The 15,250-nt window shown below is 64.3% G+C and carries 19 protein-coding genes; 11 read left to right on the top strand and 8 right to left on the bottom strand.

The window, feature by feature from the left end:
* Positions 1 to 2: 2 nt before the first annotated feature.
* The 3 genes from AUR64_RS20900 to purB all read right to left on the bottom strand — a co-directional run bounded on the left by AUR64_RS20900 (position 3) and on the right by purB (position 2,334).
* Positions 3 to 179, bottom strand: a complete 177-nt coding sequence (locus AUR64_RS20900) for a hypothetical protein (protein ID WP_169794659.1) — start codon at positions 177 to 179, stop codon at positions 3 to 5.
* A gap of 428 nt (positions 180 to 607) precedes the next feature.
* On the bottom strand, positions 608 to 835 hold the full coding sequence (locus tag AUR64_RS07120) for a zinc ribbon domain-containing protein (protein ID WP_058581252.1): 228 nt from the start codon (positions 833 to 835) through the stop codon (positions 608 to 610).
* 71 nt (positions 836 to 906) lie between these two features.
* The gene (gene purB / locus AUR64_RS07125) at positions 907 to 2,334 is read right to left on the bottom strand and encodes an adenylosuccinate lyase (RefSeq protein ID WP_058581253.1); all 1,428 of its coding nucleotides are present in this window, start codon (positions 2,332 to 2,334) and stop codon (positions 907 to 909) included.
* Positions 2,335 to 2,503: 169 nt separating this feature from the next.
* Between purB and purH the strand changes: the two genes are divergently transcribed.
* The 3 genes from purH to AUR64_RS07140 all read left to right on the top strand — a co-directional run bounded on the left by purH (position 2,504) and on the right by AUR64_RS07140 (position 4,753).
* The gene (gene purH / locus AUR64_RS07130) at positions 2,504 to 4,087 is read left to right on the top strand and encodes a bifunctional phosphoribosylaminoimidazolecarboxamide formyltransferase/IMP cyclohydrolase (protein WP_058581254.1); all 1,584 of its coding nucleotides are present in this window, start codon (positions 2,504 to 2,506) and stop codon (positions 4,085 to 4,087) included.
* A gap of 137 nt (positions 4,088 to 4,224) precedes the next feature.
* Complete coding sequence (locus AUR64_RS07135) at positions 4,225 to 4,407, top strand: hypothetical protein (protein ID WP_058581255.1); 183 nt, start codon at positions 4,225 to 4,227, stop codon at positions 4,405 to 4,407.
* Between the two features lie 160 nt (positions 4,408 to 4,567).
* Positions 4,568 to 4,753 carry a hypothetical protein gene (locus AUR64_RS07140; RefSeq protein WP_058581256.1) on the top strand — a complete coding sequence of 62 codons (186 nt, stop codon included), beginning with the start codon at positions 4,568 to 4,570 and terminating at the stop codon, positions 4,751 to 4,753.
* A gap of 28 nt (positions 4,754 to 4,781) precedes the next feature.
* Here the strand turns inward: AUR64_RS07140 and AUR64_RS07145 are convergent, their stop codons facing one another.
* The 3 genes from AUR64_RS07145 to AUR64_RS07155 form a co-directional block, all read right to left on the bottom strand.
* A complete protein-coding gene (locus tag AUR64_RS07145) occupies positions 4,782 to 5,123 on the bottom strand; it encodes a hypothetical protein (RefSeq protein WP_058581257.1) in 342 nt (113 codons plus the stop codon).
* Positions 5,124 to 5,187: 64 nt separating this feature from the next.
* The gene (locus AUR64_RS07150) at positions 5,188 to 5,640 is read right to left on the bottom strand and encodes a hypothetical protein (protein WP_058581258.1); all 453 of its coding nucleotides are present in this window, start codon (positions 5,638 to 5,640) and stop codon (positions 5,188 to 5,190) included.
* A 66-nt stretch (positions 5,641 to 5,706) separates the two neighbouring features.
* Positions 5,707 to 6,801, bottom strand: coding sequence for a mechanosensitive ion channel family protein (locus AUR64_RS07155; RefSeq protein WP_058581259.1), 1,095 nt, complete (start codon positions 6,799 to 6,801; stop codon positions 5,707 to 5,709).
* Between the two features lie 206 nt (positions 6,802 to 7,007).
* Between AUR64_RS07155 and folP the strand changes: the two genes are divergently transcribed.
* From folP to AUR64_RS07190, 7 genes are all read left to right on the top strand, one after another.
* Complete coding sequence (gene folP / locus AUR64_RS07160; RefSeq protein WP_058581260.1) at positions 7,008 to 9,521, top strand: dihydropteroate synthase; 2,514 nt, start codon at positions 7,008 to 7,010, stop codon at positions 9,519 to 9,521.
* Between the two features lie 243 nt (positions 9,522 to 9,764).
* Entirely contained in the window at positions 9,765 to 10,010 is a 246-nt protein-coding gene (locus AUR64_RS07165; protein ID WP_058581261.1) for a hypothetical protein, read from the top strand.
* An 87-nt stretch (positions 10,011 to 10,097) separates the two neighbouring features.
* On the top strand, positions 10,098 to 10,796 hold the full coding sequence (locus AUR64_RS07170; RefSeq protein ID WP_058581262.1) for an RNase P subunit p30 family protein: 699 nt from the start codon (positions 10,098 to 10,100) through the stop codon (positions 10,794 to 10,796).
* Positions 10,780 to 11,445 carry a class I SAM-dependent methyltransferase gene (locus AUR64_RS07175; RefSeq protein WP_058581263.1) on the top strand — a complete coding sequence of 222 codons (666 nt, stop codon included), beginning with the start codon at positions 10,780 to 10,782 and terminating at the stop codon, positions 11,443 to 11,445. The genes AUR64_RS07170 and AUR64_RS07175 overlap by 17 nt, the downstream gene beginning before the upstream one ends.
* Before the next feature lie 8 nt (positions 11,446 to 11,453).
* Positions 11,454 to 11,933: an Rpp14/Pop5 family protein gene (locus tag AUR64_RS07180; RefSeq protein WP_058581264.1), complete on the top strand. Its 480-nt coding sequence runs from the start codon at positions 11,454 to 11,456 to the stop codon at positions 11,931 to 11,933.
* A 5-nt stretch (positions 11,934 to 11,938) separates the two neighbouring features.
* Complete coding sequence (psmA, locus tag AUR64_RS07185) at positions 11,939 to 12,691, top strand: archaeal proteasome endopeptidase complex subunit alpha (RefSeq protein WP_058581265.1); 753 nt, start codon at positions 11,939 to 11,941, stop codon at positions 12,689 to 12,691.
* A 63-nt stretch (positions 12,692 to 12,754) separates the two neighbouring features.
* Positions 12,755 to 13,198: a GNAT family N-acetyltransferase gene (locus AUR64_RS07190; protein WP_058581266.1), complete on the top strand. Its 444-nt coding sequence runs from the start codon at positions 12,755 to 12,757 to the stop codon at positions 13,196 to 13,198.
* Positions 13,199 to 13,220: 22 nt separating this feature from the next.
* Here AUR64_RS07190 and AUR64_RS07195 read toward each other — a convergent pair whose 3' ends face one another.
* Complete coding sequence (locus tag AUR64_RS07195) at positions 13,221 to 13,574, bottom strand: helix-turn-helix transcriptional regulator (RefSeq protein ID WP_058581267.1); 354 nt, start codon at positions 13,572 to 13,574, stop codon at positions 13,221 to 13,223.
* Between the two features lie 60 nt (positions 13,575 to 13,634).
* Positions 13,635 to 14,375: an NRDE family protein gene (locus AUR64_RS07200; protein ID WP_058581268.1), complete on the bottom strand. Its 741-nt coding sequence runs from the start codon at positions 14,373 to 14,375 to the stop codon at positions 13,635 to 13,637.
* 136 nt (positions 14,376 to 14,511) lie between these two features.
* Between AUR64_RS07200 and AUR64_RS07205 the strand changes: the two genes are divergently transcribed.
* Entirely contained in the window at positions 14,512 to 15,183 is a 672-nt protein-coding gene (locus tag AUR64_RS07205; protein WP_058581269.1) for a helix-turn-helix domain-containing protein, read from the top strand.
* The last annotated feature ends 67 nt before the right edge of the window (positions 15,184 to 15,250 follow it).

Consider the following 15,250-nt stretch of genomic DNA (forward strand, 5'->3'; position numbering starts at 1 on the left):
ACTCAGTCCTCGGTTGTCGATTCGACGCTCGTCGACCCGCACTCCGGACACTGGTCGTGCTGTGTGTAGAACCGTGCGTCGCACTCTCGACACCGGTACGCTGCGTTTTCTTCGGCCGTCTTCTCTACACTTTGTTTGAACTGCTCGACCTGTCGGCCCAACTCGTTGAAAATCCCCATGGGTTCTCTTCGCAGAGGCGGCCGGGACGCATAAGGGTTCGCGGGCGTGCCGACGACGTTCAACGGCTGAGTAGAGGGAACGACCCCGTTCGTGGTCCACTCACTGTGCCAGAGAGACACTACGTTCGCCAGTTGGTGGTCGGTACATCCGGGGGAGGTCAGCGGGGTCGGCTGGGATACTTTTGGGTGTCTGAACTGTACTCTCGGTATGTCGGACCAGTACAACCAGCACGGTGGGCCGCTCTACGCGTGCGCGGAGTGCGCTATCGTTTACGCTCGGCACCAACCCCCCGAACAGTGTCGCGTCTGCGGAAACGACTCGTTCGTGGAGGTGCAGGTCGGAGGCTACGGCTCGTAGCTATCGGTTCACGAGCGAATCGGCGCCTCGACGGGTCAACGTCGGCGTCCAAACCGCGTGAGTCCGTCGACTATCCGAGGAAGACGTCGACGACGTTGCCGCTCGACTGCCCTTTGTACAGTTCCGAGTAGCCACAGTTCGTACACGAAACGACGGTGAACTGCTTCGTTTGGATGTCGAAGAACTTCGAGAGACCGCTGCCGGTCGTCGAAATCGAGTCCGTCGTCGCTTCGTCGTGGCCGCACTTCTCGCACCCGTCGTGGGTCTGTGCGCTGGATGGGCTGTGGTTGGAGACCATATCCGTCGTTTTTCGTGACAGGATAAATATCTTCTCGGCGGTGCGAGGGACACGCCGGCGGACGACCGCACTCAGTTCTCGCCGTCTCGGTCCAACTCGCCGACGAGTTCGTCCGCAACGCCCGTGTAGCCGGCGGGCGAGAGCGCGCGCAGTTCCTCGCGCACGTCGGCGGAGACGTCGAGTTCGTCGAACAGCGCGCGGAAGTCCTCGATGGTCACGTCGCGGCCGCGGGTGAGTTCCTTGACCCGTTCGTACGCGTCGGTGTCACCCTCACGTCGAAGGATGGTCTGGACCGCCTCGCCGATGATTTCGGGCGTCGCCTCCAACTCTTCGCGCATCACTTTCTCGTTCGGAACGACCTTTCCGAGTCCCGTCTCGGTCTTGCCGTAGCCGATGAGACAGTGCGCGAACGCCGCGCCGATGTTGCGCTTCACCGTCGAGTCCGAGAGGTCACGCTGAAGACGCGACGTGGTGACGTAGTCGGCGAGGAACGTCAAATCCGAGTTGGCTTTCGAGAGGTTTCCTTCGCTGTTCTCGAAGTCGATGGGGTTGACTTTGTGCGGCATCGTCGACGACCCCGTCTCGCCCTCGACGGTTCGCTGGCCGAGGTAGCGGTCGGAGACGTAGAGCCAGACGTCGCGATCCAAATCGAGAAGGACGTTGTTCGCGCCGCGGAGCGCGTCGAAGAGGGCCGAGAGGTCGTCGCAGGGGTTGACCTGTGTGGTCAGCGCGGTGTGTCGAAGACCGAGCGACTGGACGAACGACTCCGAAAAGACGCGCCAGTCCACATCGGGGTAGGCGGCGACGTGGGCGGCGTAAGTTCCCGACGCACCGGCCAACTTGCCCGAGAGCGCGTCGTTGGCCTCGCGGATGCGACCCATCTGCCGGCCGAGACGGGCGGCGACGACGGCCATCTCCTTGCCGAACGTCGTCGGCGTCGCGGGTTGGCCGTGGGTCCGTGCGAGCATCGGCGTTCCTCGATAGCTCTGCGCCAACGACGTGAGTTCGTCGCGCACGTCCGCGAGCGCCGGGAGCAACACGTCGTCGACGGCGGGTTTGACGAGCAACCGTTGTGAGAGGTTGTTCACGTCCTCGCTCGTGAGACCGAAATGTATCCACGGATGGAGGCGTTCGGCGTCTTTTACTTCCGTGGACTCACCGAGACGAACCCGCAGGAAGTACTCGACGGCCTTCACGTCGTGGTTCGTCGCCGAATACTGCTCAGTGCCCTCGGTTTCGAGACGCTTGACCAGTCGGGCATCGTCGCCGTCGAACGACTCGTAGCAGTCGCCGAGAGCAGTGCGTTCGGCGTCCGAGAGCGAAATCGGCGTCGCGTCGAGGTCGGCGAGCGAAACGAGATACTCGGCTTCGACACGGACGCGAGCGCGCATCAGCGCCGACTCGCTGGCGTACGGGACCAGCGGCGCGGTTCGGCGCGCGTACCGCCCGTCGACCGGCGAGACCGCCGACAGCGGGTCGTTTCGAGAGAGGTCTGTCATGCTCGGGTGTGTCCGCGGACGCGGCAAAAGCGTGTCGATGAGTGCAACCCACTTCTGTGCATACTGCTTCGGATGGCCCGGCAACATTCCGCCAATACTATACAAGTATTTGTATAAACACGCTCGAAAGACCGCAACTGTTTTTCCCACGGCGGTGGGCGTGTTTCGTATGCTACGAATCGCGGGTCTGGCGAGCAATCGCGGACGGAACCTTCGACACATCGCCGACGCAGCGCCCGGCGGGGCGGAGTTGAGCGTCGTGCTGTCGAACCACGACGACGCGCCGGTGCTCGACGCGGCGAGCGGTCGCGGAATCCCGACCGAGAGCGTCGAACGCGACGAGGGAGAGTCCCGCGACTCCCACGAGCGGCGCATCCTCGACGCTTTGGAGGAGTACGAGTTCGACCTCGTCTGCCTCGACGGCTACATGCGCGTTCTGACGAGCGAGTTCCTCGACGCGGTGCCGACGACGCTGAACGTCCATCCCTCCTTGCTTCCGTCGTTCCCCGGCAACGACGCCCACGGGCAGGTTCTCGACTCCGGTGTCCGGACGACTGGCTGTACGGTCCACGTCGTTACCGAGGAAGTCGACGCCGGCCCTATCGTCACCCAAGAGGCCGTCCCCGTTTTCGAGGACGACGACGAAGCGTCGCTGAAGGACCGCGTGCTGTACGACGCCGAGTTCGCCGCGTATCCGCGCGCCGTGCGCTGGTTCGCCGAAGACCGCGTAACTGTCGACTCCGAGTCGGGCCGCGTCTCCGTCGACGGCGACGAGGGCGGCGACCTCCCGTCGCGCCGGGTCGTCTCCGAACGCCGCGGCGACACCTTGCGCTACGGCGAGAACCCCCATCAGGATGCAGCAGTGTACGTCGACGACGCCTGCGAGGAGGCGAACGTCGTCAGCGCCCCGCAGTTGAACGAGGGCGCGAAGGCGCTGTCGTACAACAACTACAACGACGCCGACGGCGCGCTCAACCTCATCAAGGAGTTCGACGAACCCGCCGCGGCGGTCATCAAACACACCAACCCCGCCGGCTGTGCGACCGCCGACACGCTCTCGGAAGCCTACGAGCGCGCGCTCTCGACGGACCCGATGAGCGCTTTTGGAGGGATTGTCGCGCTGAACCGCGAATGCGACGCGGAGACGGCCGAACTCGTCGTCGACTCGTTCAAGGAAGTCGTCGTCGCGCCGGGCTACACCGACGACGCGCTTTCAGTGTTGACCGAGAAGAAGAACCTTCGAGTGTTGGACGTGGGTGAACTCGGCGATATCTCCGAGCGCCACACCGAGAAACCCATCGTGGGCGGCCGACTCGTCCAAGAGCGCGACCTGTGGAGTCCGACCGTCGACGACCTCGAAGTCGCCACGGAGCGCGAACCCACGGACGAACAACTGGAGACGATGCTCTTTGCGTGGAAGGTGCTCAAACACGTCAAATCCAACGGCATCCTCTTCGCCGACGGTACGGAGACGGTCGGCGTCGGCATGGGACAAGTCAGCCGCGTCGACGCCGTCCGACTGGCGGCGATGAAAGCCGACGAACACGCCGAGGGGAAATCCGCCGACGGCGCGGTGATGGCGTCGGACGCGTTCTTCCCGTTCCCCGACGGTATCGAGGAAGCGGCGAAGGCCGGTATCGAGGCCGTGATTCAGCCCGGCGGTTCGGTCAACGACGACGACGTCGTCGCCGCCGCCGACGAGCACGACATGGTGATGGTGTTCACCGGTCGGCGGTGTTTCCGTCACGATTAGTGAGGGAAATCCGTGGCGAGCGAACTGATGTCACGGTGCTTTAGGCACGACTGAAAGGAGTGGCCAAAGCTCGTCGTGAAGTCAAACGTACGCTGACTACCCAATCGTTGATTACGGCTCTCGGACGAATACAGCACGTGAGTAGTCAGATTCTGTTTCGGCTCCGGCGCGCGCTGCGCTACGTCGCGGCTGCCGCTGGGTTAGCAGTCGTTATCGGCTATTTCCAACAAGGCTCGATTGAAGCAGGACTGCTGTTCGGACTGGCTGTCGGCGCTGGCGTCGCTATCGGTCTCGTCCTTTTCGAGGTGGCGTCGCGGTGAAAACCGGTGCTTCAGACACGACTGAGCGCTAGCGAGATTTCAGGTCTCGAAAGAGTCGTCGACGCTCGTCTTTTTCCGGCCCCACTATCTCCGACGGACACGTCTCTCACTGAGAGAGTCGCGTGCGTAGTCTTATCATGGTATAGCCAGACATGCACGTATGCACGTTGCATTCTTGACCCTCGGTGTCGCGTTCCTCGGAATCGGCACGTACATGGGCATCGGCGGCGACGTCGGGTCGACACCCGTCTGGGTCGCGCTCGGCAGCGTCTTTCTGACACTCGGCATCGTGTTGGACACCGACCGGAGTGCGCGGCGAGAACAGGACCGGTTGCGGCCCGAATAACGGGCCTTGTCGTCGTTACTGGTCGTCGTTACTGGCTGTCGTTTCTGAGGCTATCGTCGGGGAAGCACTCCCCGAGGTCGTGGAGCAAGTCGATGGTCTCCTTTTTCGTCTCGGCGTCGAGTTCGTCCATCGTCTCCACGTCGTTGAGCGCTTGTCGGAGAAGCGGCAGACTCAGTCGCTGGTCGAGGTGAACCACCGGCAGATACAGGTCCTCGAACGACTCCGGTGGGATACCGGAGGTCGACAGCAGGTAGTGGTCGTCGAGGTCTGCGAGGTCGTCGGTAGCGAAGTCGTTCTCCGAGAGCGAACTGTTCGGTGCGTCCTTGGTCGCCCCGCGAATCGTCGGTTCGTGCAGCGTGTATTCGGTCACACGAAATACGCCACGCCGAGAATATTATTCGTTGGGGCAGGTCCGGTGGTGCCGGAGCGCTCCGCTACGTGTCGTCTGTGTCTGTGTTGTCATCTGCGCCCGTGTTGTCGTCTACATCCCTGTTGTCGTCTGCACCCGTTTCGCCGTCTACGACCGTTCCGTTGTCCGTTTTGCGGGAGTCTTCGACTTCGCTTTCGTCGACGTCCTCGTGTCTGTCGACGTCTCCGCGTTCGGCGGCGTCCGTCTCGGTAGCGTCGTCGGACTCGTCGGATTGGTCGACCGTCTCAACAGTGTCGACCGACTCGGCGGACTCGACGTCGACAGTCGATTTCTCCGACCCGTCTCCCACCGCCTCGTCGAGCGTCGCGCTCTCGCTCCGGAGTTTCGATTTGACCGTCTTCCGGGCGACGTAGACGCCGCCGACAGCGGCACCCCCGGCGACGACAGCGCCCGGAACGCCGTATTTCTTGTAGCCGTACTTCGCCGCCTTTCGACCGACAGTCAGGGAACCGAGCATCTCGTTCGTGTGTCGTCGGCGCAGCGACAACCGACGTGGGCTTGTTCGTACAGGCCCGTTTTACGTTCAGTCGTCGTCGCCGCGAGCGGGTATCTCGGGTGCTGCGGTCGCTGTGGCCTCTCTTCGAGAGTGTGTCCGCTGCGGGAACGGAATCGAGATTCCTTCCCGGTCGAAGGCAGTCTTTATCTCTCGGATGACCGCTCCTTTCGTCTTCCAGAACCGACGCATCGTCGGGTCCCCAATCCAAAAGCGGAGGTCGAACAGTATCGAAGAGTCGCCGAACTCCTGTGGAATCGCCCGCGGCGAGGGAACGTCGCGGACGGCGCCGATGTCGTCCATCGCCGCCTCGGCGACTTCTTGGGCCCGTTCGAGGTCCGTGTCGTAGTCGACGCCAACGTCGATTTCGATGCGGAGGCGGTCGCTGCGCGAGTAGTTCATCAACTGGTTGTTGGTGATGTGGTCGTTCGGGACGAGCAGGTGTTCGTCGCTGTACGTCCGCAGTTTCGTGTTGATGATGGTCACGTCCTCGACGATGCCGGAGCGACCGTCGACTTCTACCCAGTCGCCTGCGCGAAACGGCCGCGACAGGAGGAGAACGAACCCGGCGATGATGGCTGCGAGCGTCTCGCGGGCCGCGAGGCCGACGACGGCGCTGGCGACGCCCGCGCCGATGAACAGGTTGCCGAGTTGGATACCCCAGAGGTACAGAAGCACGGCGAACCCGACGCCGAAGAGGCCGACGTTGGTGACGTGGTAGGCCACTTCGCTCTGGTGTTTGGTCAACGCCTCCGTCGCCGCCAGTCGGTCGATAGAGCGGTTGACCAGTCGAACGAGCAAGTACGCCGTCGCCAACACGGCGACGCTCACGACCTGTCGCACCGCGGTCCAACGGTCCACGAGGATGGCCTCTGCGAGCACGTCGAAGACGACGACGAGGTTCCAGACGGTTGCGAGCGCCAACACCGCCGCCGCGAGGTCGGCGACCAGCAGCGTCACCGTCACCATCTCGGCGATGTCGCTGTCGTATTTCGCTTCGATTCTCGGGCGAAGGCGGTTCACGAGGTAGAAGCCGACGAGAAACGCAACAGCGATGGCGACGGTCTGCACTGGCGGAGACCGGTCGGTGAACGTCGCCAGACTCGTGTAGAGCGGAGAAAACACTACATCACTCATGAAATTCGGATGTGAACGTACTGTGTTCGGACGGATATCTCGGTTGCCAGTAATGACAAGGAACGGCGCTGTTTCGGCGACTGAGCAGTCTCGGAGTCGTCAGGTCGTGGCTCCGAACTCGTCGGCCTCGGACGCGTCGAAACCGCAGTAGACGGTCCGATAGGCCTAAGCGGAGTCGCAAACTCGGACGATGCATGAACTACTCCGAGGCGGCGGACTTTCTCTTCGACCTCCGCCGCTTTCAAGTAAAGCCGGGGACCGAGTCCGTTCGGGCGCTACTCGACCACCTCGGAGACCCACACGAGAACGTCCGGTTCGTCCAAGTCGCGGGGTCGAACGGGAAAGGAAGCACGGCGCGGATGGTCGAGTCGACGCTTCGGGAGGCTGGCTGTACCGTCGGTCTCTACACGTCGCCACATTTCGACAGCCTCCGCGAACGCGTCCGCGTCGACGGGCGGAAGATGCCCGAGTCCGCGCTCTGTGCGTTCGTCGAGGAGGCGAAACCCTACCTCGTGGACCGGGCGGCCGCGGGTGAACCGCTCACGTTCTTCGAGACGGTTACGGCGCTCGGTCTCTGGTACTTCGGGCGCGAAGACGTCGACGTCGCGGTGCTCGAGGTGGGGATGGGCGGCGAACTCGACGCGACGAGCGTCGTCGACCCCGTCGCCAGCGCCGTCACGAACGTCACGCTCGAACACACGGCGGTGCTCGGCGACACCATCGAGGAGATTGCGACGACGAAAGCCCACGTCGCCCCCGCCGACCGACCGCTGGTCACCGCCACGACCGGCGCCGCACTCGACGCCGTGCGAGCGCAGGCGGGCGACGTGCTCACCGTCTCGGACCCGAACGACGCCGACGCACCCGAGAAACCCGACCTCCGTGTGAGCTACGAGGGCCGCGTCAACCACACCGAGTCCGTCGTCACCGTCGCACAGGAGTCGCATTCGGGGGCGGCCTCGGATTCGAGTTCGGATTCGTTCGAGGTCGACGCCAGAGTGCCGATGCTCGGCGCGTACCAAGCGAAGAACGCGGGTGTCGCCGTCGCGCTCTCCCGGCAGGCGGCCGACGAAGTCGGCGTCGAACTCGATACTGAGACGGTTGCCCGCGGCCTCCGAAACGCCCACTGGCCCGGCCGGTTCGAGGTGATGAGCCGAGAGCCGATGGTCGTCCTCGACGGCGCGCACAATCCGGGCGCGTTCGAGGTTCTCGCATCCGTACTCTCGGAGTTCGACTACGAGAACCTCCATCTGGTGTTCGGCGCGATGCACGACAAAGACCACCGCGAGATGGCCGCCGCGTTGCCGACGCCGGAGTCGGTGACGACCTGCCGGCCGAACCTCAGTCGGGCCGAAGACCCTGAAATCCTCGCCCGGGTGTTCGAGCGGGCGGGCGTCGACTCCGTCGACAGCATCGCGTCGGTCTCCGACGCACTGTCGGCCGCTGTCGAACGGGCCGACCCCGACGACTGCGTGCTTCTGACCGGGTCGCTGTTCTGCGTCGCGGAGGCGCGGCGGCAGTGGACCCGACTGGAGATTCCGAAATCGGTCGACTCCTCGACGGACGCCCGCGAGGTGCTGGAACGCGCGGGTGCGACGACCGAGAACGTCGACGACGCCCAAAACGACGTGGTTCACCGCGTCGTGAAGACGCAAGTTGAGAGTCGACAAGCCCGCGTTCTCGAAACCGAGATGGCACGTCTCGGCGGCGAGTGCGTCAGTTCCGGTCTCGACAGCGACGGCGAACTGCACGACGTCGTGCTTTCGGGGACGCTCGCGCAGTTCGAGCGACTGCTCGACTCGCTCGACGGCCACCCCTACGGCCTCTCGGACGTCGCCGCTGACCTCCGCGAACGTCTCGAACTCGCCAAGAGCGACGGGAGCGAAGGGGGCGAGGAGTATCCGTGGACCGAGAGCGCGTCGGTGATGGGTATTCTGAACGTGACGCCCGATTCCTTTCACGACGGCGGCGAGTTCTTCGACGCCGACGCCGCTATCGAGCGGGCGCAGGCGATGGTCGACGCCGGGGCTGACATCGTCGACGTCGGCGGTGAGAGCACCCGCCCGGGCGCGGACCCCGTCTCGACAGAAGACGAAATCAACCGAGTCGTTCCGGTCATCGAGGCCATCTCGGACCTTGACGTGGCTATCTCCGTCGACACCCGACGAGCGGAAGTCGGCCGCGCGGCGCTCGACGCCGGGGCCGACATCCTCAACGACGTGACCGGCCTCGAAGACCCGGAGATGCGATTTCTCGCAGCCGAGCGCGAAGTACCGGTCATCGTCATGCACAGCATCGACGCGCCGGTCGTCCCCGACAGAGATGTGGAGTACGACGACGTGGTCGAAGACGTCATCGAGGAACTGAACGAGCGCGTCCTACTCGCCGAAAAAGCGGGCATCCCGAGAGAGCGCGTGGTCGTCGACCCCGGCTTGGGCTTCGGGAAGTCGAAGGTCGAAAACTTCGAACTCCTCTCTCGGCTCTCAGAGTTCGAGGCGCTCGGCTGTCCGATTCTGGTCGGCCACTCCCACAAGTCGATGTTCGAACTCGTCGGACAGAAAGCCGGCGACAACCTCGATGCGACGGTCGCCGCTACTGCGCTGGCGGTCGACCGCGGCGCGGACATCGTCCGCGTCCACGACGTGCCCGAGAACGTCGCGGCCGTCAGAGTGGCGGAAGCGACGAAGAATCCGAGTCGGTTCGAGTAGCGAAGAAGTACGTCGGTGGCGCGCGCCCGAGGGCGGTTCCGTCCGCCCGAGAGATGCGCGAGGGAGTCGGGCGCGTCTATGCGCCCGACGAGGGTGGGGAGGGCCGAAGCGGTGGCGGTGCGGTCTCTCGGTGCGTCCGGATACTGTGCGACGACCGAGTCCGCTTGTTCGCTCGTTCGAGTACAGTGTCTGTACTCATCTAGATACACCAACACTTATTCCACTCCCACGAATCGAGAACGTATGACCGACACGCTCGGAAAACTCGAATTCCGCCTGCTCACGTCGAACTGGCAGTCGTGGAACCATCCCCTCCGAGCGAAACTCCTGTTTCTGGCGCTCATCGTCGGCGGCGGAGTTGCGAGCATCCTCCTCCAAATCGAACTGGAACATCTCGGCTACAGCGCGCTGCCGGGCGAACTCACGACTGCCGTATTCTGTCTCGGCTTCCCCTCGTTCGGCCTCGTCGTTCTCGCACTCGTCGACTGACTCCAAGCTATCGTCTCTCGAACGCCGGTCAGCCGTACAGTCCCGAAACCGACAAGCACCCGCGACGACGACGAAAAACAGAACCCGATGTACGAAGCGGTCCACGCCCACCCCGACGGCGACAGCACTCCCTCGCGTTTCGCCCGCACCGCGGCCGAGTACGGCTTCGAGGGCGTCGTCGTCCGGTCGCAGGGTGCACCCGACCACGACGCCTGCGAACGCGCCAGCGACCGCTACGGCGTGGATGTCGTCGACGCCGTCGAAATCGTCGCCGCGGGTCCCGAGCAAGCAAGCGGCGCAGTCGGCAACTTCCGGCCGAAAACCACCTTGCTCGTCCTGCGCGGCGGCGACGACAACCTGAACCGCTTCGCAACGGAACAGGAGCGAATCGACGTGCTCTCGCGGCCGATGGCCGGCGGCGACTTCAACCACGTCCTCGCCAAATCCGCCAAACGAAACGGCGTCCGCGTCGAGTTCGATTTCCGGCGAGTGCTGCGCGCCGACGGCGGCCGACGCGTGCAGGCGCTGAAATCGATGCGGAAACTCCGCGAACTCGTCGAGTACTACGACGTTCCCTTCGTCGTCAGCGCGAACCCGTCTTCGCATCTGCAACTGCGTGCGCCGCGAGAACTCGTCGCCGTCGGTGAGCGAGTGGGCTTTTCGGAAGAACAGGTGAAAACTGGACTCCGTGAGTGGGGCCGCCTCGCCGCCCGGAACCGCGAGCGAACGTCCGAGTCGTTCATAGCCCCGGGGGTCAAACGGGGCAGGTATGAAGAAGACGGTTGACGAACACGCCGCCCGCTTTTCGAAGATTGCCGCCAACTACGACGAAAGTCAGAACTCCGACGAGTACAACGCCTGCGCGTCGCTCGTCGTCGACCACGCCGACCCCGGTTCCGACGACGTCGCGCTCGATTTGGGCACCGGAACGGGCGCTATCGCGTTGGCGCTCGCACCCAAAGCAAAGCGCGTCGTCGGCCGCGACATCAGCGAGGGGATGATGGAGCAAGCCGAGAAGAAAGCCGAAGAACAGGGAATCGAGAACGTCGAGTTCGGCCGCGGCACGTTCCGCGAACCCGATTACGACGGCCAAGTCGACGTGGTGGTCTCGAACTTCGCCATGCACCACCTCGCCGACGAGGAGAAACGCGAAGCCATCGAGGTTATCGCGGGCCTCGGCCCCCGAAAGTTCGTCCTCGGCGACGTGATGTTCTTCGGCGAACCCAACCCTGAGGACCCGTTCTACAGCCCCGAAGTCGACGACCCGTCGACGGTCGGCCATCTCGCCGACTGTCTCACAGACGCCGGGTTCGTGCTGACTGCCATCGAACGCGTCCACGACCAAGTCGGTGTCCTCGTCGCCGAACGGTTCGCTGGCGTCGACGCCGCTGCCGCCGAGTCAACCGACGTCAGCTCCGACGAATCCGACGAGTAACCACCTCGATGAAACACCTGCCGAAACATCTCCGGCCGCGCTGGCGATATCTCGCGGTCGGCATCGAGACGTGGCCCGACGCGACGTTTATCCGCGGCGACTTCCAGCGTGAACTCTGGTACGCCGCCCAGAACCTCCTCGGTGACGCCGGCAGCGCCGACGCCGACCTGACGGTGTACGGCTTCGAACTCCAAGACGGGGTCGGTGAAGCCGTCGTTCGGGTTCGTCGCGGCCACGTCGGAGACGCTCGTGCCGCACTCGCCTGTGTGAGCAGCGTCGCCGACGACGAAATCGGGATACGCGTTAGGGGCGTCTCCGGCACCGTGCGCGCCTGTGAAGAAAGCTATTTACGCGGCGCGGCCGCATCATCCGAGAAGAGACAGGTCGTGTTCGAGGGTTCCGAGCGGTCGGCGGTCGTCCGCGACGACGCGCTGTGCGTCCGCCTTCCCTCGGGCGTTCTCGGCGCGACGAAACTCGATTTCGAGTGATACTTATGCAGGGACAAGCGCAACAGCAGGCGTACGACCGCGGCATCACCATCTTCTCGCCCGACGGCCGTCTGTACCAGGTCGAGTACGCACGCGAGGCAGTCAAACGAGGCACGGCGAGCATCGGCGTCCGAACCGCCGACGGCGTCGTCCTCGCCGCGGACAAACGCAGTCGCTCGCCGCTCATGGAACCGTCGAGCGTCGAGAAACTCCACAAAGCCGACGAGCACGTCGGCATCGCCTCGGCGGGTCACGTCGCCGACGCGCGCCAACTCATCGACTTCGCCCGCCAGCGTGCACAGGTCAACCGCCTCCGCTACGGCGAGGCTATCGGCATCGAGTCGCTGACGAAGGAAGTCACCGACCACATCCAGCAGTACACCCAAGTCGGCGGCGCGCGCCCGTTCGGCGTCGCGCTCATCGTCGGCGGCATCGAGAACGGCGAACCGCGCCTGTTCGAGACGGACCCCTCGGGGACGCCGTACGAGTGGAAGGCGCTCTCGGTCGGCGCGAATCGCGCGGACATCCGCGACTACCTCGAAGAGAACTACACCGAAGACGCCGACTTGGAGGGCGGTATCGGACTCGCGCTCTCGGCGCTCGCCGAGGCGAACGAGGAAGGCCTCGAACCGGAAGGCGTCGGCCTCGCCACTATCGACGTCGAGAGCGAGCGGTACACCGAGCACTCGGCGGATGAAATCGAGTCGTACCTCACAGAACACGACGTGCTGGCGAGCGACGACGAAGACGCCGAGTAAGCGACGTTCTCGCCTCTCGCGGCGAACCGAAACTGAAACCCACGGCTGCGACCCTTCTGCGGCATGGAGTACGAGATTCGAGCGACCGTGCCGTCGGTGGAGACGTATCTGTCGCTCCGTGAGGCGGCCGAAATGAGCCCGCGCTCCCGCGAGGGTGTCGAACGAGGACTGCCGAACAGTCTGTTCGCAGTGACCGCGTTCGCTGTCGATACGGCGGGACCCGAAGGTGGCACGGGTGCCGCAGAGACAGCGGTCGGAATGGTTCGCGTCGTCGGTGACGGAGGAACGGTTTACCAAATCGTCGATATGGCGGTCCATCCGGATCACCAAGGGGAGGGCCTTGGGAGCGCGATTCTGGAGGAACTACTGGCGTTTCTCGACGAAGAGGCTCCGCCGAATGCGTACGTCAACCTCGTCGCCGACGTCGACGGCTTCTACGAACGCTTCGGTTTCGAGGAGACCAGACCGGCGTCGAAAGCGATGTTTCTCAGAACCGGGTCAGAATAAAACAAAGACGAGGAACAGCGGTTCAGTACTCGTCGTACGCGAGGTTCATCAGCCACTGCGAGAACGCGTCGCTTTTCGGGTCAATCTCCTCCTCACCGATGTACGGCGAGAGCATGTCGCCGGCCATGAGCAACGAGAACTCGAGGTCACGCGCCGCCGGTTCGAGGAAGTACGTGTTGTGCCCCTCGTACACCGTGTCGGAGCGTTTGATGAGACCCGTCTCGGCGAGTCGCTCGGCGATGCGGCTTCCCTTCCGCGACCCGATGTCGAGTTGCTTCCAGAAGTCGCTTTGGTGGATGCCCCGCGTCTCGCGGATGAGTTCGAGTCCGCGGCGCTCGTCCTCCGTGAGGTCGGCTTCGAGGTCCGTGGCGCTCACGCGAACACCTCCGTCTGTGGCGTGCGCAGGTTCATACTGGATACACGACGCGCGACCCGCTTAAATGTGGCTTTCGACCCGAACGTAGTCGGTTTCGCAGGGTGGCCCGTCGGCGAACCGATAGCTCGCACCGCCTTCGCCGATGGTGATGAGCGACGAAGAGCGCGTTCCGAATCCATCTCCGTGGATGCACACCCCGAACTCGTGGTCGCCGAGTGCCGACGCCGCCCGGTCGCGCCACGTCTCCGACGACTCTCCGGGTTCGGGGTGCATCGCTTCGCGGAGCAGGCGGGCGTTCTCGGCCTGTTGTTCGCCGACTTCGGGACGAAACGAGGGAATCGAAAAGGAGTCGTCGGCACCGACGTTGACGACGACGTGGACGCCGGGGTCGAACTGCGAGACGCGGAGGCGACCGTCCCACTCGAACAGTACTGCTGCGTTCGCGTCGGCGACGACGAGGTTGAACCCGTCGTAGCTTCGCTCGTCGAGTTCGCGTTCGACGAAGCGGGCAGCGTCCTCGGCCGACTCGTGGCGGAGCGTCTCGCGGACGAGCAGGCCCCGCGAGCGGTCGGCGACCGGGTCGGCGTCTATCCAGCGGTTCGTGATGCCGACGAACAGGCCGTGTTCGTTGTAGCCGACCCACGTGCCGCCGGCCTCGGCGTCACGGGGGGCGACGACGGCCGGGTCGTCTTCGAGTTTCGTCGGCGGTTCCGACGGACGACCGAGCGCTTCGTCGCGGTTGGCCGCGACGACGACCGGCGCGTCGGGAAACACCTGCCACGCGAGCGTGAGAGTGCACACGACTCTCTGTAGGGCGTCGTCGCGGATAAACTCGGGTGCGCGCCGTCCGCGTGGAGATGGGAGACGATGGTGTCACCGTCGGTGGCGTCGCCAGCGACAGGTTAATTGTTGACTCGCTGTCTACTCAGAACGAACTATGCGCCATCTCCGCGCGACGCTCCGCCACACAGAGGAAACGACCCATCCGATGCACGAGTTCGTGGTTCGAGAACCGGGATTCTCCTCGTCGAATCTCCTCGCGTGGAACCCGACTCCCGACGAGCGAATCACGATGCTGTTCTACGTCGAAGGTGACGCCGAACGGTATCGGGCGGCGCTCGAAGCGACCGACACGATACGGGAGTACGAACTGTCCGAGTCGGGCGACGACGCGTTCTTTCTCTGCGTTCGAGAGCATCTCTCGGTCGTCGACGACGAACAGGTCCGCGCCTTCCTCGAATCGGAGTTGGTGCTCGTCCCACCGGTGACGTACGACGAGGACCGGACGATGACGATAACTGCCGTGGGAACCGACGAGGCGCTCCGGTCGGCGCTCTCGGCGATACCGGACGGCATCGGCGTCGAAGTGACACAGGTCGGCACGTACGACGCCGAGAAGTTCCAACGGGGCGGGTCGCTCACCGCCCGACAGCGAGAAGCGGTCGCTGCTGCCGTCGATATCGGCTACTACGAGACGCCGAAAGAGGGAACGCTCGACGACGTCGCCGTGCGTCTCGACTGTTCGCCGGGGACGGCGGGCGAACACCTCCGAAAGGCCGAACAACACGTGATGCGGGAACTCGTCGACGGCGGCTACGGCGGGGTCTGAGGCGGTGTGCGACGGTCGTATATAAACCCGCCTCGGGATTGAGGCAGAACCACGAGGCGACGAGCGG

This window comes from Haloprofundus marisrubri (assembly GCF_001469955.1).
In the GTDB taxonomy this organism is placed as follows: Archaea; Halobacteriota; Halobacteria; order Halobacteriales; family Haloferacaceae; genus Haloprofundus; species Haloprofundus marisrubri.

Bases quoted from the DNA above. Each gene is read 5' to 3' on its own strand.
- AUR64_RS20900 (WP_169794659.1), bottom strand. From the start codon at position 179: ATGGGGATTTTCAACGAGTTGGGCCGACAGGTCGAGCAGTTCAAACAA.
- AUR64_RS07120 (WP_058581252.1), bottom strand. From the start codon at position 835: ATGGTCTCCAACCACAGCCCATCCAGCGCACAGACCCACGACGGGTGC.
- purB (WP_058581253.1), bottom strand. From the start codon at position 2,334: ATGACAGACCTCTCTCGAAACGACCCGCTGTCGGCGGTCTCGCCGGTC.
- purH (WP_058581254.1), top strand. From the start codon at position 2,504: ATGCTACGAATCGCGGGTCTGGCGAGCAATCGCGGACGGAACCTTCGA.
- AUR64_RS07140 (WP_058581256.1), top strand. From the start codon at position 4,568: ATGCACGTTGCATTCTTGACCCTCGGTGTCGCGTTCCTCGGAATCGGC.
- AUR64_RS07150 (WP_058581258.1), bottom strand. From the start codon at position 5,640: ATGCTCGGTTCCCTGACTGTCGGTCGAAAGGCGGCGAAGTACGGCTAC.
- folP (WP_058581260.1), top strand. From the start codon at position 7,008: ATGAACTACTCCGAGGCGGCGGACTTTCTCTTCGACCTCCGCCGCTTT.
- AUR64_RS07165 (WP_058581261.1), top strand. From the start codon at position 9,765: ATGACCGACACGCTCGGAAAACTCGAATTCCGCCTGCTCACGTCGAAC.
- AUR64_RS07170 (WP_058581262.1), top strand. From the start codon at position 10,098: ATGTACGAAGCGGTCCACGCCCACCCCGACGGCGACAGCACTCCCTCG.
- AUR64_RS07175 (WP_058581263.1), top strand. From the start codon at position 10,780: ATGAAGAAGACGGTTGACGAACACGCCGCCCGCTTTTCGAAGATTGCC.
- AUR64_RS07180 (WP_058581264.1), top strand. From the start codon at position 11,454: ATGAAACACCTGCCGAAACATCTCCGGCCGCGCTGGCGATATCTCGCG.
- psmA (WP_058581265.1), top strand. From the start codon at position 11,939: ATGCAGGGACAAGCGCAACAGCAGGCGTACGACCGCGGCATCACCATC.
- AUR64_RS07190 (WP_058581266.1), top strand. From the start codon at position 12,755: ATGGAGTACGAGATTCGAGCGACCGTGCCGTCGGTGGAGACGTATCTG.
- AUR64_RS07205 (WP_058581269.1), top strand. From the start codon at position 14,512: ATGCGCCATCTCCGCGCGACGCTCCGCCACACAGAGGAAACGACCCAT.